This is a genomic window from Bacillus sp. N12A5 (genome assembly GCF_026790125.1).
Taxonomy (GTDB): domain Bacteria; phylum Bacillota; class Bacilli; order Bacillales; family Bacillaceae; genus Bacillus.
Genome location: NZ_JALAMR010000003.1, coordinates 30,635 through 52,954 on the forward strand (window position 1 = coordinate 30,635; position 22,320 = coordinate 52,954).

The 22,320-nt window shown below is 36.4% G+C and carries 23 protein-coding genes and 3 pseudogenes; 16 read left to right on the forward strand and 10 right to left on the reverse strand.

What is annotated here, in order from left to right; translation table 11 throughout:
• Positions 1 to 5 precede the first annotated feature (5 nt).
• The 4 genes from MOC09_RS03335 to MOC09_RS03350 all read left to right on the forward strand — a co-directional run bounded on the left by MOC09_RS03335 (position 6) and on the right by MOC09_RS03350 (position 3,583).
• Positions 6 to 560, forward strand: a complete 555-nt coding sequence (locus MOC09_RS03335; protein WP_268369565.1) for an SMI1/KNR4 family protein — start codon at positions 6 to 8, stop codon at positions 558 to 560.
• Positions 561 to 660: 100 nt separating this feature from the next.
• Positions 661 to 2,463 carry an LXG family T7SS effector ribonuclease toxin YobL gene (gene yobL / locus MOC09_RS03340; RefSeq protein ID WP_268369566.1) on the forward strand — a complete coding sequence of 601 codons (1,803 nt, stop codon included), beginning with the start codon at positions 661 to 663 and terminating at the stop codon, positions 2,461 to 2,463.
• 9 nt (positions 2,464 to 2,472) lie between these two features.
• A complete protein-coding gene (locus MOC09_RS03345) occupies positions 2,473 to 2,931 on the forward strand; it encodes an SMI1/KNR4 family protein (protein ID WP_003241729.1) in 459 nt (152 codons plus the stop codon).
• A gap of 55 nt (positions 2,932 to 2,986) precedes the next feature.
• Positions 2,987 to 3,583: an SMI1/KNR4 family protein gene (locus tag MOC09_RS03350; RefSeq protein WP_268369569.1), complete on the forward strand. Its 597-nt coding sequence runs from the start codon at positions 2,987 to 2,989 to the stop codon at positions 3,581 to 3,583.
• A gap of 333 nt (positions 3,584 to 3,916) precedes the next feature.
• Here MOC09_RS03350 and bsrG read toward each other — a convergent pair whose 3' ends face one another.
• Entirely contained in the window at positions 3,917 to 4,033 is a 117-nt protein-coding gene (gene bsrG / locus MOC09_RS03355; protein WP_009967548.1) for a type I toxin-antitoxin system toxin BsrG, read from the reverse strand.
• 231 nt (positions 4,034 to 4,264) lie between these two features.
• On the opposite strand from bsrG, the gene MOC09_RS03360 reads away from it, so the two are divergent.
• Positions 4,265 to 4,732 carry a DUF4879 domain-containing protein gene (locus MOC09_RS03360; protein ID WP_268369570.1) on the forward strand — a complete coding sequence of 156 codons (468 nt, stop codon included), beginning with the start codon at positions 4,265 to 4,267 and terminating at the stop codon, positions 4,730 to 4,732.
• Between the two features lie 5 nt (positions 4,733 to 4,737).
• Positions 4,738 to 5,097: a hypothetical protein gene (locus tag MOC09_RS03365; protein ID WP_010334537.1), complete on the forward strand. Its 360-nt coding sequence runs from the start codon at positions 4,738 to 4,740 to the stop codon at positions 5,095 to 5,097.
• Positions 5,098 to 5,135: 38 nt separating this feature from the next.
• On the opposite strand, the pseudogene MOC09_RS03370 reads toward MOC09_RS03365, so the two are convergent.
• A pseudogene (locus MOC09_RS03370) lies at positions 5,136 to 5,464 on the reverse strand (hypothetical protein).
• A gap of 330 nt (positions 5,465 to 5,794) precedes the next feature.
• On the opposite strand from MOC09_RS03370, the gene MOC09_RS03375 reads away from it, so the two are divergent.
• From MOC09_RS03375 to MOC09_RS03385, 3 genes are all read left to right on the forward strand, one after another.
• Positions 5,795 to 6,073 (forward strand): hypothetical protein, encoded by a 279-nt coding sequence (locus MOC09_RS03375; protein WP_268369576.1) that lies wholly within the window; start codon positions 5,795 to 5,797, stop codon positions 6,071 to 6,073.
• A 282-nt stretch (positions 6,074 to 6,355) separates the two neighbouring features.
• Entirely contained in the window at positions 6,356 to 6,826 is a 471-nt protein-coding gene (locus tag MOC09_RS03380; protein WP_340815571.1) for a tyrosine-type recombinase/integrase, read from the forward strand.
• A 1,308-nt stretch (positions 6,827 to 8,134) separates the two neighbouring features.
• A complete protein-coding gene (locus MOC09_RS03385) occupies positions 8,135 to 8,527 on the forward strand; it encodes an NTTRR-F1 domain (RefSeq protein ID WP_268358823.1) in 393 nt (130 codons plus the stop codon).
• A 664-nt stretch (positions 8,528 to 9,191) separates the two neighbouring features.
• On the opposite strand, the gene MOC09_RS03390 is transcribed toward MOC09_RS03385, so the two are convergent.
• The 7 genes and pseudogenes from MOC09_RS03390 to MOC09_RS03420 form a co-directional block, all read right to left on the reverse strand.
• A complete protein-coding gene (locus tag MOC09_RS03390) occupies positions 9,192 to 9,863 on the reverse strand; it encodes a glycosyltransferase family protein (RefSeq protein ID WP_268369578.1) in 672 nt (223 codons plus the stop codon).
• Positions 9,860 to 10,567: a class I SAM-dependent methyltransferase gene (locus MOC09_RS03395; RefSeq protein WP_268358820.1), complete on the reverse strand. Its 708-nt coding sequence runs from the start codon at positions 10,565 to 10,567 to the stop codon at positions 9,860 to 9,862. Before MOC09_RS03395 ends, MOC09_RS03390 begins: the two co-directional genes overlap by 4 nt.
• Positions 10,554 to 11,660, reverse strand: a complete 1,107-nt coding sequence (locus MOC09_RS03400; protein WP_268369579.1) for a glycosyltransferase family 2 protein — start codon at positions 11,658 to 11,660, stop codon at positions 10,554 to 10,556. The genes MOC09_RS03395 and MOC09_RS03400 overlap by 14 nt, the downstream gene beginning before the upstream one ends.
• The gene (locus MOC09_RS03405) at positions 11,657 to 13,030 is read right to left on the reverse strand and encodes a glycosyltransferase (protein WP_268369580.1); all 1,374 of its coding nucleotides are present in this window, start codon (positions 13,028 to 13,030) and stop codon (positions 11,657 to 11,659) included. Before MOC09_RS03405 ends, MOC09_RS03400 begins: the two co-directional genes overlap by 4 nt.
• Positions 13,031 to 13,692: 662 nt before the next feature.
• A pseudogene (locus MOC09_RS03410) lies at positions 13,693 to 13,800 on the reverse strand (ATP-dependent DNA ligase); the annotation flags it as partial.
• Between the two features lie 69 nt (positions 13,801 to 13,869).
• A complete protein-coding gene (locus MOC09_RS03415; RefSeq protein ID WP_268369581.1) occupies positions 13,870 to 14,544 on the reverse strand; it encodes an SOS response-associated peptidase in 675 nt (224 codons plus the stop codon).
• A gap of 221 nt (positions 14,545 to 14,765) precedes the next feature.
• Positions 14,766 to 15,131, reverse strand: a complete 366-nt coding sequence (locus MOC09_RS03420) for a hypothetical protein (protein ID WP_268362952.1) — start codon at positions 15,129 to 15,131, stop codon at positions 14,766 to 14,768.
• 91 nt (positions 15,132 to 15,222) lie between these two features.
• Here MOC09_RS03420 and MOC09_RS03425 point away from each other — a divergent pair.
• From MOC09_RS03425 to MOC09_RS03445, 5 genes and pseudogenes are all read left to right on the forward strand, one after another.
• Positions 15,223 to 15,402, forward strand: a pseudogene (locus tag MOC09_RS03425) (DUF3885 domain-containing protein); the annotation flags it as partial.
• Between the two features lie 451 nt (positions 15,403 to 15,853).
• Positions 15,854 to 17,143 carry a Na+/H+ antiporter NhaC family protein gene (locus tag MOC09_RS03430; RefSeq protein WP_268369582.1) on the forward strand — a complete coding sequence of 430 codons (1,290 nt, stop codon included), beginning with the start codon at positions 15,854 to 15,856 and terminating at the stop codon, positions 17,141 to 17,143.
• A 214-nt stretch (positions 17,144 to 17,357) separates the two neighbouring features.
• Positions 17,358 to 17,483, forward strand: coding sequence for a tyrosine-type recombinase/integrase (locus MOC09_RS03435; RefSeq protein ID WP_268362816.1), 126 nt, complete (start codon positions 17,358 to 17,360; stop codon positions 17,481 to 17,483).
• A 181-nt stretch (positions 17,484 to 17,664) separates the two neighbouring features.
• The gene (locus MOC09_RS03440; protein ID WP_268367245.1) at positions 17,665 to 18,513 is read left to right on the forward strand and encodes a sialate O-acetylesterase; all 849 of its coding nucleotides are present in this window, start codon (positions 17,665 to 17,667) and stop codon (positions 18,511 to 18,513) included.
• 35 nt (positions 18,514 to 18,548) lie between these two features.
• Positions 18,549 to 19,076: a PadR family transcriptional regulator gene (locus tag MOC09_RS03445; protein ID WP_268369583.1), complete on the forward strand. Its 528-nt coding sequence runs from the start codon at positions 18,549 to 18,551 to the stop codon at positions 19,074 to 19,076.
• An 879-nt stretch (positions 19,077 to 19,955) separates the two neighbouring features.
• Here the strand turns inward: MOC09_RS03445 and MOC09_RS03450 are convergent.
• Positions 19,956 to 20,459: a DinB family protein gene (locus MOC09_RS03450; RefSeq protein WP_268367274.1), complete on the reverse strand. Its 504-nt coding sequence runs from the start codon at positions 20,457 to 20,459 to the stop codon at positions 19,956 to 19,958.
• 357 nt (positions 20,460 to 20,816) lie between these two features.
• On the opposite strand from MOC09_RS03450, the gene MOC09_RS03455 reads away from it, so the two are divergent.
• A complete protein-coding gene (locus MOC09_RS03455; protein ID WP_268362834.1) occupies positions 20,817 to 21,437 on the forward strand; it encodes a lytic polysaccharide monooxygenase auxiliary activity family 9 protein in 621 nt (206 codons plus the stop codon).
• Between the two features lie 470 nt (positions 21,438 to 21,907).
• Complete coding sequence (locus tag MOC09_RS03460) at positions 21,908 to 22,303, forward strand: SMI1/KNR4 family protein (protein WP_419901063.1); 396 nt, start codon at positions 21,908 to 21,910, stop codon at positions 22,301 to 22,303.
• The last annotated feature ends 17 nt before the right edge of the window (positions 22,304 to 22,320 follow it).

Below are 22,320 nucleotides of genomic sequence, written 5' to 3' on the forward strand. Positions count from 1 at the left end.
TTGATTTGACTAACTTTGTTCATAAGACTGTAAACGGTTTGAAAAGTCTCTTAGATGAAAAAGGAGCCATTAAATTGTTTTGTTCGGAAGGGGATATCATGGAGTTCCTTGTTACATTTTCACAGGACAAAGCAACCCTGCATGACATTCAAAGCTTTGAGGCTAAACACCAGCTTACCCTTCCAAAGGATTATCAGAAGTTCATGACACTACATAATGGTGCGAAAATTTTTCAGATTCTTGCTGATGGGGAGAATATAGGTGGGGGACTTTATTTATTTAGCCTTGAAGAGATTGAAGAAGAATTAAAATATGAGGATTTGTTTGAAGGCATCAATGGTATTCCAATTGGCCACTTATTAGAAGGTTGTCATTTGGTGATCGACAAAGATAAATTGGATAAAGGTGATCCCAACTATCTTTTTATATTACAATTAGGAGAGTATACACCATTAAATTTAAACTTTGAGATATTTCTAGATCGGTATATAGAATCCAATGGGGCAACTTTTTGGGAATGGCGCTACTATACCGCAGAAAATTATTATAGAACACGATAGCACGATGTATAAGACAGTCAGATTTGGCTGTCTTTTTCTGTTATTCAAATAGTTGATTGTGGTAAAATTTACATAGAGTAGGGATAGGAAGGAGAATGATATGAAGGTATTTGAGGCTGATTCATTACTCTCTGAAGCAGATAAAAGAACCAAAGAGTACAAGGAACTAAGGTCACAAATGGTGAAGCTCAGAAAAGCCTTTAAGGACGTAGCTGACCTAGATGACAGCGAGTTTTCCGGTAAGGGCGCAGACAACATTAAAGCATTTTATCAAGATCATGTCGGTGTTACAGATCAATGGATTGATTTAATTGATATGAAAATTGCTTTCTTAAGCAGCGTTTCTGCAAAACTTGAAGATGCTAAGATGTCTGATGCTTACATAGAAGAATCCTTTCTAGAACACGAGTTGGCTAACGCTTATACAAAATCAAAATCCATTATGTCTGAACAGAAAAAAGCAATGAAAGACATATTAAACGACATCAATGATATTCTTCCCCTTGAAATATTCTCAACAGAAGACTTCAAAGACAAACTTTCTTCTGCAGATGACAAACGTGAAAAAACAATCGATAAGCTAAACAAGCTTGATGAGGATTTAAAAACAGAATACGCTGAAACAGAACCAAACGAACAATTTATTCAGCAAGACTTTAAAAAGCTGCAGGAATCAACAGGCAAAGGGAAGAACGCCACCCCGATTCACTATAACGCTAAAGCGTACAGAGAAAGTGACATACATAAGAAAAAAGGCGATATTGAGAAGCATTCTGAAGCTTACTTAAGCGTGAAAAAAGAAGAAGCAAAAGAACGAGAAATTAAAGAGTTGAAAAAGAAACTTAATGATGGTGTGTCTGACCCAGATGAGTATTTAGATATTGCTAAGAAAGTAGGCTACGAGAATCTTGAGCCAGCTCAGGTACAGCTTGCAGTGCAAATTGAACAAGCAAAGCAGCTAGAAGGAGCAGGAGAAATCACTTGGGATATCGTAAAAGGTGTAGGAGTTGGTTTATATGATGTTGGAAAAGACACAGTAACCGGAATATGGGACTTCATCACCGATCCGGGAGAAACACTCTCAGCGCTGGGCAATGCAGTTCTTCATCCAGTAAAAACATATGATGCTGTTTCAGCAGCAATAGAAGAGTCATACCAAAAAGATATGGTGAATGGGGATGCCTACTCTAGATCAAGATGGGTGACCTACGCTGTTGGTTCAACAGTTACAGCAATTGTTGGAACAAAAGGTGCAGGAGCCATCAACAAAGCAGATGTAGCAGGTAAGGTCATAAACAAGGCAGGGCAAGCAGGGAAGAAAATTAAGAATGTCAATATTTCAGATTTGTTGCCTTACAACCCTAAGTATAAGCTTGCTCTAGCTGATAACGTACCATACAATGTGGTTGATAGCCAAAACCTTAAGAATGAACTTTTGACTAATGCGAATAAAATACCAGATGGAACAAGAAAACCGTTTACTGGCCAAAAGATAAGTCCCCCATGGCTAAATAAAGCAAAGTATGAAGCGTATGAAATAAAGGGGAAGGTAAAGGCGAAGGGGAAAGTTAAAGATGTAAGTCGAAGAGTGTATACTATGAAAGATATAGATATTAATCAAAAAACAGAATTCGGCGTTACAAATCTTCAGCTAATGAAAAACGGGAATGCCCCTTATGCAAAAGATGGCACACAGATTAATTTACATCACCTGATTCAAGAAGAACCTGGCCCAATGCTTGAAATCCCGAATAGTTTACATACAAAATATAGTGATGTCATTCATAAGCTTAAGTCTGATGGTGAAAGTTTTAGAAATGATAAGGTTTTAAAAGCACAATACGAGAGCTTTAGAAAGAGATATTGGAAGTGGAGAGCGAAACAATTTGAGAATGGAAATTGAGGTGTTTAAATGATTTATTCGAAGGTTGAAAACTTTATTAATGAAAATAAACAAAATGCTATATTTACAGATGGCGCAAGTCATAAAAACATTGAACGCATTGAAGAAATCCTCCAATGCGTTCTTCCCAATAGCTATAAATGGTTTTTAGAAAAATACGGTGCTGGTGGTTTATTCGGTGTTTTAGTTTTAGGTTACAACTTTGATCATGCCTCAGTTGTAAATAGAACTAAGGAATATAGAGAACACTACGGCCTTCCTGATGGACTTGTGGTTATTGAAGATGTTGATTACTTTGCTTACTGTCTAGACACGAATAAAATGAAGGACGGAGAATGCCCAGTAGTTGAATGGGATAGGGTAATTGGTTATCAAGATACTGTTGCAGAAAGCTTTATTGAATTTTTTTATAATAAGATTCAAGAAGCGAAAGATGACTGGGAAGAGGATGAAGACTGGGACGACTAAAACTGAAAAGAAGGTCTTTAACTCATTTTTCCATACATATGAAGGGGTAAATAAAGTGAGCTTCTATAATATCAAACAAAAGTTGAAAGAGTTTTCAATTGATGCAAAAACAGATCCCAGCATCAATAAAAATGAACAACTCAAAGAAATTGAAATGAACATAGGAAAACAATTACCTTCTGATTATAAGGATTTTTTGAAGGAATATGGCGGCTGTTATCTAGAAAGTAAAAAAACAACAGATGAAATTGAGTATGACGTTTGCTATAAACCTTTAGAGAAAGATCCTTGGATGGGCAAGGACGATGATACACAATTGTTAGAAGGTTTTTATGGTTTAGCGAACGATCATAACAGTCTTCAGAAAGCAATCGATACATATTCTGATCGCTTTCCTAGAAATATTATTCCTATCGCAAGCTCTGCAGGCGGGAATGAAATATGCATGGATATCGATAATGGAAAGATATTGTTTTGGGATCATGAATCAAGTCATCCTGAGAAAGACTTTTTCCTGATTGCCAACTCGTTTGAGGAGTTTATCCTAAGTTTAGTTGATGAACCAATTGAAACTGATGATAATGTTAGCGATGTTGAAATTGAGATTTTGGACAATGATTTTGGAAAGTTGCTCTTTGGGAAGGACAACTAGTCTTTATTTTTTCAAAACGCTCTTCTAGGCAAAAGTATTGCAATTGTATGAGATGTTGTAGAAGTAATCATAACCAATCCAAATAAAATAATGGTTTTATCTATAAAACAAAAGTTTTGCAAATTATTTCAATGGTTTTACTTAATGTGTTATAATCAGAACTGTAAGACATTTGATTGGTTATAGCGTATTTCTTTAATGAGAAATGCAAAAATAAAGACCAGGGTGTTGGCGCACCCCGGCTCTGTACAAAAAGCTGCCCATCAAAGGGCTTGCTCGATGTTCAATCTGCGTAGACCTAACCCTTTAAGGTTCCTAAGCTCAAGGGGAGGTCTATTTTTTTTTTTGGCTTGACGTTACAATCATCATTATATTGAAGATCAACAAGACGGTATTTAATATCAACCCGCCAAAATTGATCATAATCATTAATGATTCGTAAACAGTCATTTTCCCACCCCCTTTCATAGGGGATGAGCAAGACTCCCTTGAGTGAGCAAACTTAATGTACAGGAAATATTATACTATACATAAATGTCCTTGTCGTTAAAAATTCACAATAAATCGACAATATGAAAAGAACTTGCTTAATGCAGGTTCTTTTTTAATTTCAAATATTAAACAATTCCAATCGATTGACGATATTTAATATGTAAACTTGTTCCAAGGAGGATTTAGGAAATGAAGAAGAGAATTACGTATGTACTGCTTGCTCTTCTAGCAGTAGTAGCTTTTGCTTTCACTGATTCATCAAAAGTCAAAGCAGCAGAAGCGACACCACTTTATTATCTGCAAATTACGGGCATAACATCTGAAGGAAATGATTTTGCTTGGGATTACATTAACTTTAACCAAACCAAAGCTCCAAGTGTTTTAAAAGGTGATAAACTTCACGTTAGGGCTCGTTTTATGGGGTATACAAAGTTCACAGTTATCACGGGTAAAGATGGAAAAAATCTGTTATATGATGGCACAGCTAGAATGTATAAATCCGATGCCATTCTTGGTCAGAATAAGGTGGTTATAGGCTGGGATAAATATTTTGAGATTCCAATGGACGCACTTCAAGATAATTCTATACAGATTAAAGCATTAAGCTCAGGCACCACTTTTGTTTACACCCAAAAAATTGATTTTGAAAGAGAGTGAACCAGGTGATTAGCACTTCTAATTATGATGTAACTAAAGATCCAAAGTTCTTAGCATTTTGCAGCTTGGCTACAGAAGGATACGGGGGAAATAACTCAGCTCCTAGTAGATCAATTGGTTTTAGTGAATTCTGTGAAAAACTTGAGAAAAATGAAGTAGTTAAACCCGAGAACAAAAAAAGCTCACTTGACCTAAATAAGTCTTTAGACTATTGGAAATCAAGATTTAATCCAGGAGGTAATCTCTCTGCATTAGATTCACAGGTATTAGATATTATTAAAAAAGCTTACAACTTAGGCATGGTTAACAAAAATAATATGCTGCTGCGAAACGAAGCAATTAATGCTTATAAAAATTCAATTTAAATATGAAACAGTGCCCAGCTTAATAAGTGCTGGGCGTTTTACTTATTGAGATTATTTTCTTTCAAATATTCTTGATGTTCTTTCTCCAGCTTATCAATATCATCTTTGAATATATAAATCTTATATTTTTCCTTTGCGTCTCTAGACAGATTATGTTCTAAATATTCACGGAGCTTTGATTGGTTTGATCCATGCCAATTGTAATTGCCGGATCTGTTATTCCAATTTGAAAACTAAATAAACCAAATTCATTCCAAGCACTTTCTAAAACTTCTTCAGGTGCTTTTTTGTTTGATTCGATTAAAGTTATACCCGACGTAATCAAAGCAGGAACTAAGATCAAATATCCGATTAACCTCTTCTTCATTCACCATCACACTCTCCTTCGTGGAAAAGAATCCCTCCTTTATTAATATTACGGATATCATTATTGACCTTTATATTTATTACCAACATTCACATAGAACATTTGATCCTATTTATATCGAATAAAGAACGTTTGCTCCGTTAATATTAGACTGATAAATGAGTGAGTCGATATGCTTAGGGATCGAGGAACAATTTTCTCCAGACTATAATATAGGAGAGTGTTTATCGTATTTGTTGATAGATACATTTTCTATATCTTTTTGTTACTTATTTATTAACAAGTCTGATATTCTAAAGTAAACAAAGTAAGCATAATAAGGAGGTTGAGATGATTAGTGTTATCAATATTTTAAATTCAAAAGGGGAAAATAGATGGATTGTTGTAAGCAGCAATTTAAATCCCGTAATACCCGTTATGAAGTATGTTAAATATCTTGATCTCTTGGGCCGTTCTGCAAACACTTTAAAAAATGCATACCATTTAAAACTATATTGGAGCTTCTTAGAGATTAAAAACCTCAATTACGATTTAATTGATTTAAATATATTAGCCGAGCATCAGTTGGCTAAGGCATCCAAAAGGCTCAATAAATTTAACCTATGTTAATGCGACACAAGCTAAGAGGTCAGAAAAAACAATAAACCAAATAGTAAACTGTGTAATTGGAATTTATGATTACATGACAAGAAGAGAATATTTTGATAAGGATGTAAAATCAGCTCTCACCAAGGAAATAAAAACGAAAAATAAAACTTATAAATCCTTCTTAGATCACATCTCCACAGATAAATCCATAAAAATGAATTTATTAAAGTAAAGCAACCTCGAAGATACATAAAAACAATTTCTAAAGAACATGTTAATACCCTACTTGCTTCTTGTTTGTAAATTAGAGATAAACCAATCATCAGGATTCTATTCGCTGGTCTAAGGGCAAATGAGTTACTTAATCTAATCCTGAGTGATTTTAATGTCAGTAAATGCAGTGTTTTAGTGAGAGAATCAAATACAAAAGCTGGTAAAAACAGAACAGTTTATATAACATCGGAGACTATAAATCTTTTTCAAGATTACATTATCGACTATCATTCAGAATTTGTAGTTACAGAGCATGTATTCGTTAATCATACTGGGAAAAATAAAGGAAACAAAATGACATATTGGGGTTTAGAGTCTTTAGTAAAAAGGTTGCGACATAAAACAGGAATAGATTTTACAGCGCACATGCTAAGACATACTTTTGCTGCGAATTTAAATGATAATGGTATGAAAGCTAATTCAATTCGTGCCCTTATGGGTCATTCGCACATTGAAACGACTTTAAAAATGTATATACATCCATCACATGAAACAGATTAAAGGTTATTGGCAAAATGATTTATGGCATGTGATCAGATGCCATTGAGTTTTACTTCAAAAAATAAATGTTTAAATACTAAGTATATTGATTTTACAAAGATAAAAAACGCGAACATAAAAAACGAGATGAAGTATTTCTTATCTGAATATTTAATTAACGAAGTGTGGACACCGTCTACTCTTGCTTCAGCAAGAGCTCCGTTAATGTTTATAGGTGAATTTTTATCAAATGAATATTAGCGGTTTTGAAGATACCAGAAGAGGAGTTGAAGAGCACATATGGTGAAACATAAAAAAGTTCGCAACTCGGGCTATACAAGGTATACCTCTGCTCTAAATTCCTTTTTAGAATTTTTGGATGAATTTGTTTCAGTTCTTATCATTTCAATGCTTTATTTCGAAAATATCAAAAAAATTTTCCGGATGATTGGGGGAACTATAAAGAATCAAAACTTACTCATATTGTATGTATTAACGCTTTATCAATTTTAGGTTCAAAATTATTAGCTAAGTGCATGATCGAAGAGAGTAACCAAGTTGACAGTTCAAAATTGAATAAATATCTTACTAGGATAAAAAAAGTGAATTGGTCAAACCAGGGGTAAATGAAATATTTAAAAGGACTATCAGGCTCCAAAACACTTGCAAAAGATTTAGAAGTACAAATGAATATTTAAGTATTTGTTTTCAAGTTTAGTGATAACTATGTCTATATTTAAAATTATATCTCTTTAATTATCCAGAAAGAAAAACCTTTGCACTCCATAGTCATTGTTGTTTTGATAGTAGAAGATACACATTAATGTCCCGTTAAATGTGGGGAAAAGAACTATGATTCTCTAATTAAAGCAATATACAAGAAATGGGAGGAGTAAAGGTTTGTTAGGCGCAACTTCAATTAATAGATAAAATAGCAATCTTGTGTTAAAAATAGCTAAGCTGTTGGTACCCTTGCCAGCAGCTTTTATAAAACGTTTTTTGACTTTGAATTCTCTTTCTTAGCTTGGTATAACTTCTTCATTAGCGCCCTCTTCTCAGTCTAAGATATGTGAAATCCTCAATTGCATTGCAAATTCCTGGAGAGCTTTCCCTGTCCTTATCAAGTCCAAACTCATTTTCTTGGCCATCAAGAAATCAATTTACTACTTCTTCTTTTCAGGTTCCATACCAGCCTTTACAGCATTCGGAAGAAAAAGTGATTCAGGGACATTCATCTTTTTTTATTTTGTCTAGCGAAGTGAAAGACCGATGGCGTTTTTCCTGCATATAATAGCTGGAACTATTCAAAAAGGCAGGGAATGAAGTTGAGTGAATGATGTGATTGTAAATGGAGGTTTTGAAACAGCCAATCTGACGGGCTGGGCTTCTGCAAATACGTCCGTTATTAATACTTTTGCCCATTCTGGAAGATATTCCGCCCAGTTTATAAGTAACCAGCCATATGCTTTTTTAGGACGGATCGTGCCTGTCGTTTCTGGACAATCTCTGTTATTCATCGTTTCTCTTGGGAGAATTGGAAATAATCCAAGTCCTCAAGTAACTATACAAATTTTATTTGTTAACAGTGAAGGGGAAGAGATAGAAGGCGGATATGAAATTATCATTGCTTCCGGAAATTTGCCAAATGTCTCATTTAATACATGGAATGAAATATATAGAACAATTAAAATCCCCGCAGAAGCAGTAAACGCAGTAGTGTAATAAGTAAAACTACTTTTGGATCTGTTCTAATTTTGGAGCAACCGGAGTCACTGGTGCAACTGGAGATACAGGCGCAACCGGAGTAACCGGTCCAACCGGAGTAACTGGCGCTACTGGCGCAACTGGTCCAACGGGAGTAACGGGACCAACCGCTTCAACCGGGGCAAATCCGCAGCTGTTTTACAATGAGGTAGCAGGCCCCGTTCCGCTTGCTATTAACGGTACTGAAACGTCGATTGGTACTTTAATTGTGCCAACAGTCGCAGGACAATTAATAAAATTAGACCTTGCCATTTCTGTAGATGTTACAACGACAGCTAACTCAAACTTTACTTTTCAAACCAGAATTTATAGAAACGGAGTATTAGTAGATACACGCTCCGTCCAAAGAAATGTCAACGCTGCAATACGTCAAGATTTCCAATTGCTACAACGTATGTAGATGCTACAACGGTCACAGGCACGACTTCTTATGAGATTAGAATAATCTTCACAACAGTAAGTAATGTGAGTGGCAGCAGCGCACTAAACCTAGATATAAATGCTATTAGGTTCCCTTAATAATAGAGAATTAAAAAATCACTTTTTTAAAAAAATTCAAGCATATGAAACAAGAAACCTACTTTTAAACAGTAGGTTTCTTTGTCGTAGTATTGAAACCTTATCATGTCTCGGAATATTCCTCCAAAAATTTTTTAAGGTAATAAGAATACTGGTCTGTATCAAACTCGTTGCCGCATGCATGTAAGACCCAAGGCTCTTTCTGATGAGGGATGCCCACTATATATCTTTTTTTTCTGAACTCAAAACATTGAGAAGTATCATATAAATGCCATCCGTCAAAAATATCTTTTCGCCATGGAACATCGTACTGAGTCGCCAGTAATAAACCGTCTAATGCTTGAACTGCTTTCACAGTTTCATCAATTTCATCAAATAATAAATAGTTGTACATACTGCGATATTCAATGACTTTTCCGGCTTTTTTAGAAGCCTCCCACCAAATCCCGCTTTGCGGCACTTCTTCACATCCTATGACGCCTATCATGCCAAGCTGATCATTCTGCTGAAAGACATGGAGAATATCATAAATAAAGGAACGATTGATGATAAATGTGTCCTGATGTAAATACACTTTATATTTTGAGTCAGAGTCCTCCATTGCCGCCTGGTAGCCGGAGGCCATACTGTCTGCGTCTCGGATATTGATTAATTCTACCTTCATATGCGGCGGTACAGAAAGAGAATGAATATGTCTTAGACAGAGATCATAAAGGGTATCGTCATTCACACAAGTAATGAAGCTAATTGAATGTTCGTTTGCATGCTGGTTCATCTTATATCCGCCTTTATGACATATTGATAGGCTCTGGCCTCCTCCTCAAGAACTGCATGGTGAATTCCCATGCATGAGCTGACATAAGCAAGTTTGCTGATCATTTTTTCATAATAATGAGTCGTAAAAACAATGGGCTCGATTTGGCTGATCTTGTAGCCTGTTTCATGAAACATCTTTTTCATTTCCTCCAAGGTGAAAAAACGGAAGTGTGTTTTATCGAGAAGCCCTGCCTGTGTATACGTCCATTTGCCGGACAGGAGACTTTCGAAAATCGAGATATGTCCGATATTCGGGATGCTTGCCAAGATGCTCCCTGTTTCTTTTACGTAAGGCTTGATGTTACCTAAAACTGCCCACGGGTCTATTAAGTGCTCCAGAACATCACCGAAGATAATGTGATCAAATGCGTTTTTTTGAAAAGGTAGTTTCAGTGTTTCAATGTCTCCCGTTATTACTTCGTCAATATAATGTGTTGCTTTTTCGGCAGCTGGTGGATAAGACTCAATCCCATAATAGGAGCAATTCGTTTTTTCCTTAACAGCTGCGCCAAACAAGCCTTCTGCACATCCGACTTCAAGAATGGTTTTCGCATGCGGTTCTATCAGATCAAATAGCTGCCAGTTGATGCCTTTGTAATACTCTTTATCTTTTAGCTCATACTCTTTCATAGAATCGTCAAGTGAATTTTTATTGATTTCCATGATGTTCACCCCCGGAACCGGTCTGCATCTTTAGAGTATCTTCAAAGTACTTTTTGTTGGCTAGCATTCTTGAATCATGGGGACGGTATTGTAATGCCGATTCATTATGCTGATAGGCAAGCTGATGCTGACTGAGTTTATCGTAGCAGACGGCTAATTGCAGGTGGGGAAGCCAGGTCGCGCAGGCGCGGTTTTGAAAAGCTAGGTTTTCTGCTCCTTTGTTTTCTATTGCTTTTTCATACCAATAGACCGCACTTTGAAAATCTTTTTTTTCTAAAAAAGAGTATCCCAGCCTGCAGCAGGTTTCTGCTCTAGGCGGTCCGTAGACGAGCGTGTGGAGCACCCAGCTTAATTCTTTTTCCTTTAGCCCCAATGTATGATAGCAATCTGCTAATTTATTGCATGCTCTAATATTATCTTCTACCCATCCCTGTTTTGTTTTCAAAAAACGCAAATAGTACTCAATTGCTTTTTCTATTTTCCCGTGATCACACAACTCGTTCGCATAGTAAAATAAATCTCTTGGCGAAAAATCCTTTCCCGAAGACGCCATTTTTTCATAAATCCGCAGGTTTCGGTCTGCATCATGGCTAAGTGGCATGTGAGAAACTGCAGCTTCACTGTGGTGAAGGTTTCCGTACACTTCCAAATATTCATGGACGGCGCCAATCCACTTAAAACCCTTTTCTCGCTTTACAAGACGGTACCTTTTTAAGCTGGATGTGACGTTGTTTTCTTCATCAAACGCCAAGTGGTATTTCATTGAGACCGCGTCAATATGTGGGTCAAGCGTTCTTTTTAAATCCAGCAACAGCTTTTGATCATTCTCGGTAAACACGTCGTCTGCATCAAGCCATAAAATATAGTCGGCCGTTGCCTGTTGAAACGAAAAATTTCGGGCTGCAGCAAAATCGTCGATCCATTCAAAATCAAAAATCCGGTCTGTATAATGCGCAACGATGTCTTTCGTCTGGTCAACTGAGCCGGTATCCACAATGTTAATTTCATCAGCTATTCCTTGCACAGAATTTAAGCACCGCCCAATAACAGCTTCTTCATTTTTTACAATCATACATAAACTGATTGAAATCACATGGCCACCTCCGTTTTATTCTGTTTTTTCTTTATGGCATGGACAAACATGTAATCAATATGGGCATGTTTTGACAATTGATCCAAAGACAAACCAAATTGCCCGGCAAGGAATTGGAGTTCTTGTAAAAAGAGTTGTATGTTTGATTCAGTCTCGGTGGTATGGGAAGTGATGGATTTTATGTTATAAAGATATTCAGGAAATAGGGTATTTACGTTGCGAGGAGTGATGAAATGTGTGTACGTCGAAGCACTACATAATAAAGAGAAAAATGTATCTGCATAGGCAGTATTTGGGATGCCGCAAATCAGCGAACCTGAAGGCTTTAGATAAACGGTAAGAGTTTCAATCGTATGTCTGGGATTCATCGAGCAGTTTAAAAGGTCTCCGATCAAAATGACATCGAAAAAGGCCTCTGGGTAAGGGAGGTCGCATGTTTCCACATCTGCCGAAATGACTTGCTCGTAATATGCGCTAGCAATGGTCTGTAACAATTCATCCTCTTCAACTCCATACAATGTACAGGTTTGCCGGTTGAAAAGCTCTGCCCCCGCAGCTCCCGCGCCGCAGCCGATATGTAAGATAGAGCCGGCTTCCACGGGCACAAGCGCTGTCATCTGGGGCCGGGAATCAAAGAAAGCTGTCATATCAACGTTCCATTTATCGATGAACCGTTGCCGATTTTCTTCGTATAATCGACTGATGTTTAAGTCTGGATTGCCTGTAAACGTGGCATGGCCGTGATGGTGGACAAATGAATCAAGAGCGATTTTCAGATGATAACCCGCTTGCAGTATGCGGAGGCTTAAATCATCATCCTCAAATGAACCACCTTCAAAACGTTCATCAAAACCGCCGATTTCGTCCAACACCTCCTTTTTAACAAGCATGCAAAATCCGACCAGCCTCAATACAGCTTTTGACTTGCCTCGCTGCTGCAAACAGTAAAGGCGAGAAAAATCTTCAATTCCCTCAACGTTTGTGTAGTCAACGGGAACTTGCTGCGGACCGCTGACATAATTGCTTACAGGTCCGACCATGCCGATTTTGTCATCTTGATAAAGCAGCTTGATCATTGGCTCCAGCCATTCACTTGTTACAACAGTATCATTGTTTAAAAAAAGAATGTTGTCACCTGAAGCAGCTCCAAAGCCCTGATTACAGGCTTTCGCAAAGCCTTTGTTCGTCTTGTTGAAAATTGTCTTAATTGAAGATATCTGTTTGAGGTAGTCACGTGTACCGTCATGAGAGCCGTTATCTACAACAATTACTTCTATACAATCATTATTCGTATGCTTCCATATGCTCTCCAAGCATTGTTTCGTTAACGCCAATTGATTATAAGTGAGCACAATAATACTCGTTTTCATAATAACCTCCGTCCTTTCACCATTTCATTCGGATACTATATGTATATCGTAATGTTCAGAGGGAATGATTCTTTCCTGTAAAAGGAGAATGCTGCTTAAACGGAATAAATTTGGACGTTTTTAAAAAATATGAATCGTTTTTTAAAGAAAAGGTCGAGGAATTTGTTTAGAGAGGGTACTATTTAGTTTTGCCTTAATTCTGTATTCAGGGATCAACAAGGTTGGGGGACAGAGGAATGATAAGCGTCTTAATAGTTTGTATGAGAGTTATATTAAATTCTTTCTGTATTAAATGGTGAATTAAAAATTATGTATGTTCATGCATGCATATATTTTAAAGGAGCATATTGATAAGGGCATTATTTTATTTAATAGCGTTTATAGCAGGGGAGAAGGACGAAATATCAGTCAGATAGAAATTTTTATATGTTTATGATCGTTTTCATCACTTTAACAAGCAATATATTGTTCTTTGGCAAAGGGAACTTAAATCAAACTTTCAAAGTGGCGAAGTGGAGTAAGGACTAAAGGGATTTGTGACCTCAAATATGATTTATTGAATGTTTTTTTGTAACTGAAACTAGTTGGGTTACTACTTTGGAAAGAATCATCGTGTACATATAAACAATGAATGACAACAAGGCGTGTTTAATTTATTCAAAGTAAGTCTTGATAATGAGTCTGATACCATCAATTTTGAGCTCAGTGATATAGTCTTTGTCCTCAAGTGGTTCCTTTATCGAATGCAATAGCATTGGCGATACAAACAAAATATCACCTCCTACTTAGAACACATTAGCTAAGCGAAGGCGATATATAAAGCGATATGGCAGTGGTACTTAATGGGATTCAATGAGCTCAGGTGAATTGTTTTTAGGTGAATTCACTAAAGATGAAACCTGGTATGCTTCCATATCATCAGCATCATAAGGCAGCAGCAAGCTTTGCAGATAATCAGGATCAGTATTTTTAGGGTTAAGCCATTCCTTTTCGTTCTCATCAGTAAGGATAACTGGCATACGATCATGAATGTCTTCCATAAGCTCATTAGGCTTTGTTGTGATGATTGTGCAAGTGTACAACGGATTGCCTTCTGGCGTGTTCCATTTTTCATATAAGCCGGCAAAAGCGAAGAGTTTAGATGATTTAAGCTTAATCCGCATAGGGATCTTAGTCTTCGGATCAAGACGTTTCCATTCATAAAAACTGTCTGCAGGGATGATGCAGCGTTTGCTGACAAGCGGCTTTCGAAAGCTGGGTTTCTCAGCCAATGTTTCAGCTCGAGCGTTGATCATTTTATAACCGATCTTCTCATCTTTTGCCCAAGGAGGAATGAGACCCCATCTAAGTTTACCCAGACGATTATTAGATCCATCGTTGATTATTGTCAGGATGTTCTGTGAAGGAGCGACATTATAGCTTGGGTGATATTCATCTTCAGGTAAGAATTGATCTATATTGAATTGCTCAATGATGTCATCAAACTCAGAAAATAAAGTGAACCTTCCACACATGTTCATCATCCTTTAGGGTTTTTGAATATTGTACAGGCTTGATACACGAAAATCAAAAAGGAGGAATGTGATGCAGCAGCAAACAGTTGAGGTTAAAGAAGTTGAATGGAGAAAGAAAAGGTCAGTGATATTTATACAATACATTAATAGTTTTTCTATAAATAGTTTTCTGATAGACTGTACAATAATAAGAAAGCCCCCATATGGGGGCTTGAATCTGCTTAATAACCATTAAATCCTTTAATTTCAAAGTTTTCAGTATCGAGATTTAGGCTATTCAATTGCTTTAACAACACCTCAAATTTTAAGCAGTCACCGTTTCTTAATTCATCTGGAATATATTTGGGATTTGCAATTTTCATTCCATTCTCAATCCACTGTTTTCGATATAACTGAAGTGCAGCGTCAATTAAGTAATCTGGCGTCACAATAAAACCTAAGCTTACTTCATGATCTTCACTGTAGCCGTATTCAAAATCGCAACAAGGGCAGATTTCAAATGTTTTTTGATACTCACCATCGTTGTTTAATGGGTTTTCACTTAATCCTTTATATCCGCAAATTAAACATGTATATAATTTAGTCATAACAATCCCTCTTTAATATATATATTGTTCCTATTGATTTTTATAATAATTATAACCAGCTTTTTTATTTGGATGTTTTGGCTTAAAAAAAATTTCAATCATTTTTAATGAATTATTCGAACAAAACGATGACATATTCCTTGTGACGAATATGTATAAGCACAAAAAGAAAGAGAAATGTATAAGAAAATTAAAGGTGTATCAACTGTTTCTAAAGTGTAAAAATTATTTAAAGTTAATCCAAGTAAAGGCATATTCATACCCGTTTGAAAGCATTTTCTTGTAAATGCTTCTCATGTTCTCTGAAATTGTTTTGTCTTGTTTGAATAACAGTTGCTACGACCACAGATTGAGTTGGTGCATATAGAGGAAGGGGATGAACCCTTTCCTTTTTATATTATAAATAATACTAAACTGTTTTTTTGCCGAATATCGTTGTTGCCAACTTCCCCAAAGTTTAATGAGAAAGTTTAGTTATCTAGATATTCCCGCTTAAACACGCCTCAAAACAGTTGTATTTGCATATTGTACTTTCCAAATAAATCTGTTGATAAGAGTGCTTTTCCTCACCTTGAATAATCCTTCTCTCTTTTCTGTTATTAATTTAATAATTACTATACTATTTTTCAGCTTGACTTTTTTACTGTAGCCTTTTAAAGTATGGAATGTTGCTTAGACTATGTTTAACGGTTTTGATATTGAAATTAGAGGTGGCTACTTAGATGAAACAGAATGGAAATCCATGGGCGCTATTGTCGCTAGTTTTATTTGTAGGTCTTTTTGTCGGCTCTGGTGTATTGACTGGAGATTTCTATAAATTACCAATATTGATTGCGGCAATTATAGCATCAGCTTTCGCGCTATCATTTAACCAGAAGAAATCGCTCAATCAGAAAATAGAATGGTTTGCTTCCGGTGCGGGACATCCTGATATTATTATTATGGTTATCATTTTTATATTAGCAGGTGCTTTTGCTTCTGCAGCTGAGGCGATGGGAGCGGTACACTCAACCGTCAACCTTGCTTTGAGCATTATTCCGCAGCAGTTTATACTGCCAGGGCTTTTTATCATTGCTTGTTTTATTTCTGTTTCGATGGGAACATCAATGGGGACGATTGCGGCAGTTGCTCCAATTAGCGCCGGTTTGAGCGGAGAACTTGGATTGTCTACTGAAATTGCTATTGCAGCTGTTGTCGGCGGAGCTATGTTTGGAGATAATCTTTCTTTTATCTCGGACACCACCATCGCGGCAGTACGTTCACAAAAAACACAAATGATGGATAAATTTAAAACGAATTTTTTGATCGTTTTGCCTGCTGCTATCATAACTATCATTTTATTATTTTTTATACCGACAGGACACATAGGACATACCGGAGCTGAAACTTACAGCTGGTTTAAAGTACTTCCTTATGTTGCCGTGTTAGTCTTTGCGCTAATTGGTTTTAATGTGGTGGCTGTCATTTTCGGCGGATTGATCTTAACAGGAATTATAGGGTTTGTAAGCGGCAGCTTAACTCTTGAGTCATATTTTAAAGCAATTACAGATGGAATTGCCGGAATGTCTGATCTTATCATCCTTTCAATGTTAATTGGCGGAATGGTCGGCGTCATGAAACAAAACGGCGGGATTGACTTTTTACTGGGATTCATTTCTAAAAAAATCCATTCGAAAAAAGGTGCTGAAGCCGGCATTGCCGGATTGGTCAGCGTTACTAACCTAGCTACTGCCAATAATACGATTGCTATTATTGCAGCCGGGCCAATCGCCAAAAATATCTCTGATGAATTTAAAATCGACAATCGAAAGTCGGCAAGTATCTTAGATATCTTTTCCTGCATGATACAAGGCTTAATCCCTTATGGGGCGCAGATGTTATCGGCCGGGAAGTTTGGAAATGTTTCACCCGTCAGCATCTTGCATTACTCCTTCTATCCTGTTTTAATCGGGATCTGCGGCATCATAGCAATTATATTCGGACTACCAAAATTCACAAGAAATACGAAGTAAAGATAAAAAAGGTACCAAGTGGTACCTTTTTTTTATATAATTCGTAAAAATATATAGAAGTGAAGAAAAAGGAAGATAGAACGTGTAATGGAAACAAGCTTTAGCTGATATTGCATTTGATTTCATATATAAAAGCAAAAGCCACATAGAAAGAGGTACTTTTATAAAAAAGGCAAAGAGTTAAAAATTAAATCGAGCTGGGATAAAAAAGAGTATTCATCCTCATCAACTACGACACAGCTATGCTACTTATATGATTAATAACGTTGTTCTACTAGAAGCGATCCAAAGCTTACTTGGTCATGAAAGAGTGAGGCCACAAAAATATATGCTTAGCTAAGTGGCAAAACGGGATTAAACTTAATCAAAATCGAGATGCACATATAGAGGTGTGTCTTTTTGTTATTGGCCATTTAGTGAATAAGGACAAAAATGACTTGACAAGAAAGTCTCATTAAACTATGGTTATAAACCTACTTAGTCTAATTAGACTATCGTAAACAAAGAAAGAAGGTATTTCTATGAAATCTATATTATTAATCGGACAATCAAATATGGCAGGCAGAGGATTTATTGAGGATGTACCGCCGATTTATAATGAGCGTATAAATATGTTGCGAAACGGCAGATGGCAAATGATGGCAGAACCGCTTAATTTTGATCGTCACGTATCTGGTGTTGGGCCGGCAGCCTCATTTGCTCAAGCTTGGACAACGGATCATCCGGGCGAGTCCATTGGGGTAATACCATGTGCCGAGGGAGGAAGCTCAATTGATGAGTGGGCAATTGACGGACTATTAACAAGGCACGCGATTTCTGAAGCAAAATTCGCAATGGAAACAAGTGAATTAGTGGGAATTCTGTGGCATCAAGGAGAAAGCGACAGTTACGGAGAACGTTATAAGACGTATGAAGTTAAATTACTTTCATTAATTAAACACTTGAGAGAAGAATTGAATGCACCAGATATCCCGATCATTATCGGTGAGTTGGGACATTACCTTGGAGATGTCGGATTTGGAAAAAGCGCTGTAGAATATAAACAAATAAACAAGATATTATCTAAAGTTGCTCATACCGAAAAAAATTGTTATTTTGTAACATCAAAAGGCTTAACAGCAAATCCAGATGGCATTCATATTGATGCCGTCTCCCAAAGAAAATTTGGATTAAGATACTATGAGGCTTTTTCAAAACAAAAGCATGTTTTAGATATTTTGGACGTTGAGCATGAATGGATTGAAAAGGAAGCAAAGCGTGAACTAACTAAAAATGAACGTATATTTGTTGAAAGTATGAAGTTTGCCTTGGGACAATTAAGTTTTGAGGAGTTTTCTATTAATGTCTCAAATATTAATGAAAGTAAGTAAAGCAAAATTAATCTCATTTTATGAGGAGAGATCAATTGATTCCACTTTTAATCTTAGGGTTGTTAAAAGAAAAACCCGGTTCATATGGATATGAACTTTTGGCGATTATGAATGAGCGACATTACGAGTATGTAGTCAATTACACTAAAGGTTCATTTTATTACAATATTCAACAGTTAGAAGAAAAAAGATTGATTCAACGCATTTCTGAAATGAGGGAATCAGAATCGAGAGAAAGAAATAAATACATTCTTACTGATTTAGGAATTACAGAGTTCAATCGTTTAATGACCAAGTATGGGACAAAAACGGATTATGTGAATCTTTCCTTTTATGGTGCTATGCTTTTTGAAGAGGAATTCGACAAAGAAAAGATGAGGGAAATCATTCTAGTTCAGATTAAGCAAACAGAGAAAAAAATTTCTCTCATAGAGGATGCATTAGCAAATAGATCAACTCTCATGAAGAGTTTTGTTCGTATGTTGGAAAATTCCATTTCACACCATAAAGTTAATGTGAAGTGGTTTTATGAACTATTAAAGGAGATTGATTCAGAAGTATAGTGGGACAAACGAAATAAGGATTTATTGAAATTGAAGTGCGAAGAAAATGGTTCAACAATCAAGCGAGTTTGTTGAGCTAAACTAAAAGGTTGATACATATTAGTCGTGTGCAATATGTATCAACCTTTATTTTTAATGAGAATGTCTTGTACATTTGTATCACCCTCTTATGCAGGGATGGAGAGATTATACTCTCCAGGATTCGAAGAGGGGTATGTGGATTTTACCGTGCTTAGTATTAAACTGTGTTTAACCTGGAAGAGGAAGCTTTTAAGTTTTTGGATGGGGCGGAAGCTAAAGAAAACGTCAGGAACAACAATACAATTGCATTAAGTGTTAATCAACCAGTTAATGTCATTAAAACAGCCTCCGAGCTTAACAGTCAAAACAACTGCTGATGACTGGTATCAGCAGGAACCGAGTATGGAAGCACAAAGTTTGAAAAATATTCTTAGCTGCAGTTGTTCAGACTCTAGGATTTGAACTAAACCTTCCTTCCAGGTGGATGGTCATCGTATTTAGCTGGATTGGCAAATATGATTATCTAGGCGAATATCCTGTTGTTTTTCATAGTTCTGGAATGATGGTATATGTCCAAATATTGAGAGATGAAGCGCACCTGCCGCCGAAAGCAGAGCGCTTTTTTTGATGAGGAATCTTAATAAATCAACAATTTTAATCAGAAAAGAGACGGGAAAAAACGATCTCAACGAGAATGGAAGAAGTCGAATATAGTCACCTTTTGTACTCCTGATCGTCAAGCGAATCAAATTTATTAATAACAACATTGATAAATGAAAAAACATGTTTTGAAATAAGATTGATCAAAACATGTTTTTATATATTGTAATAGGTTAACTTCTTTATAAAAAAGTTTATTTACATTTTCGGGGGTTCCAAACCAAATTTTGTCCATTCCTCATGAGCTGGACCATAAATACCTGGAACAGTTAATCCTGCTTGTCTCATAAGAACCGTCATTTGTCCTCGATGGTGATTTTGATGTTGAATCAAAAACATCAAAAGCGAACCATTTGGCAATTGTTCACCAATAAAGTGGATATGTTCTTGAAGTGTTTTGTCAGTCCATTGGGTTTCTAATGCCTGTACAAATGCATTACTGGCTTGGTGATAGCTGTCTGCTATCAATTTGGCCGAAGTAGGAACAGGATAATCTTCAGCTGGAGCATCAAATGTTAAGTTTGTGTTTGAGGTGATGATGCGAATGGCAGCAACAGTATGCCAAGCAATGCGCCCTAAAGTCCAATTTTGTGAAGTGATTTCTTGTTTAAGTGATTCATCAGTTAGAGTACTTAGTATCTTCTGTGTCGCACCGGATTCGAACTCCCAAGACTTTAAAAAATGATTTAAGGTTTGAAACATAAAAATCCCCCTTATAATAGTTTATTTTCTTTCTGCGAACCTACAGTTCAATTATAGTGCCCCGTTTAATTAAAAAGAACAGATCGATAGACAAAAGAAAAAAGACATCGCGATAATATACAGAACACACACCGCACGCAGGGTACATGATATTGCAGATGATATGTGTTTTATAAAGTTGCCATAAGATCAAGAAGAGACTGATAGAGTATAAGCTGAAGAACAAAGGAATAGAGGAACATGAAGTTCTTTAAAGTTTACGACATCATAAATAAAGAAGGAGATTACCTCACATGTAATGAATTATTATAGCAGGAAAGAGAAAAATTTTACAATAAAGGGAGGAATGAGTTGGTAATGAAGGGTTTTATTAAAGGCGCTGTTTTAACTGCTGTTCTGAGTGTTGGTGCCACTTTATTTGCAGGTGATGTATCTGCACACGGGTATATAAAAGAACCTGCTAGTAGAGCCTATATGGGGTCATTAGAAAAACAAATAATTGGTTGGACGGCAGCTGCCCAAAAATATGGTTCCGTAGTTGATAATCCTCAATCGGTGGAAGGGCCAAAAGGGTTTCCAGCCGCAGGGCCACCAGATGGAAAAATTGCATCAGCAAATGGAGGATCGGGTCAAATTGATTTTGGATTAGACAGGCAGACTGCAGATCATTGGGTAAAACAAAACATGCGTGGGGGGCTAAACACCTTTACTTGGCACTATACTGCTCCTCACGCAACATCAAAGTGGCACTATTATATAACCAAGAAAGATTGGAATCCAAACAAACCTTTATCAAGAGATGAATTTGAATTAATTGGAACTGTAGTTCACGATGGTTCAAAGGCTGATACTAATCTATCTCATAACATTTATGTACCAACTGATCGCAGTGGTTATCATGTCATTCTAGGGGTGTGGGATGTTGCGGATACCTCTAATGCCTTTTATAACGTAATTGATGTAAACCTAATACGATGAGATTGAGCCTCCAATAATGGACAAGAATATAAGGTTTCCAGAAATGAACAAAAATTCGCGCTGCATCTGGGTATAGTGTATACCTATACGGTTCTATGACTATAAGGTTAAAGCGATTACTTATCAAAAGCTAGTGAAATGTTGACTGTAATGTAACGGAACCTGATGAACACAGAGTGTTTGAGTATGAGAGCTCCAGAATCAAATAGGATGCTGTGAAGCTTCTAAGAAGAACTATTCTTTTGCAGATCGGTGAGATGTTCGTGCATTTGCCGATCTTTTTTCACCTTAAGAGAAGTGTACTCCAACATTCTATTGGTATATGCTTATCAAACAAGAAGAACATACTAATGGAAAAAAACATTAAGGAGCTTTTTATGGAAGAAGGAAAGTTAGTTCACATGACTCTCGATAGTATTAAGAAAGCAATTTCTAAATATGGTACATTCTCTATGCAGGGGGATTATGTCATGGAAGATGCTACTTTCCATTTCAGAGATCCAGCAAGCCCTCAAGCAATTAGCGATTTAGAAAAGAAGTTAGGTGTTACTTTCCCTAATGATTATAAAGAATTTTTGTTACAACACAATGGGATGGAAATATTTGATGGCATTGAAATACTCAGCTTAGAAGGAATCATTGAATATAATGAAGTTCAAGATTTCCCCGAGGGATACGTCCTAATCGGATATCATTATGATGGAAGATATGTCATAGACACAAACAAATCAAGAAACGGTTTAGGTTATATGTTATATCTGGATTCAATCGATGATATTGATGATGCAGTTAACTTAGATTCCAATTTTGAGATATGGTTTGACATGTTCGTCTCTTCTAATGGGGCGAAATATTGGGAAGAATAATCAAAAATGTGACAAAA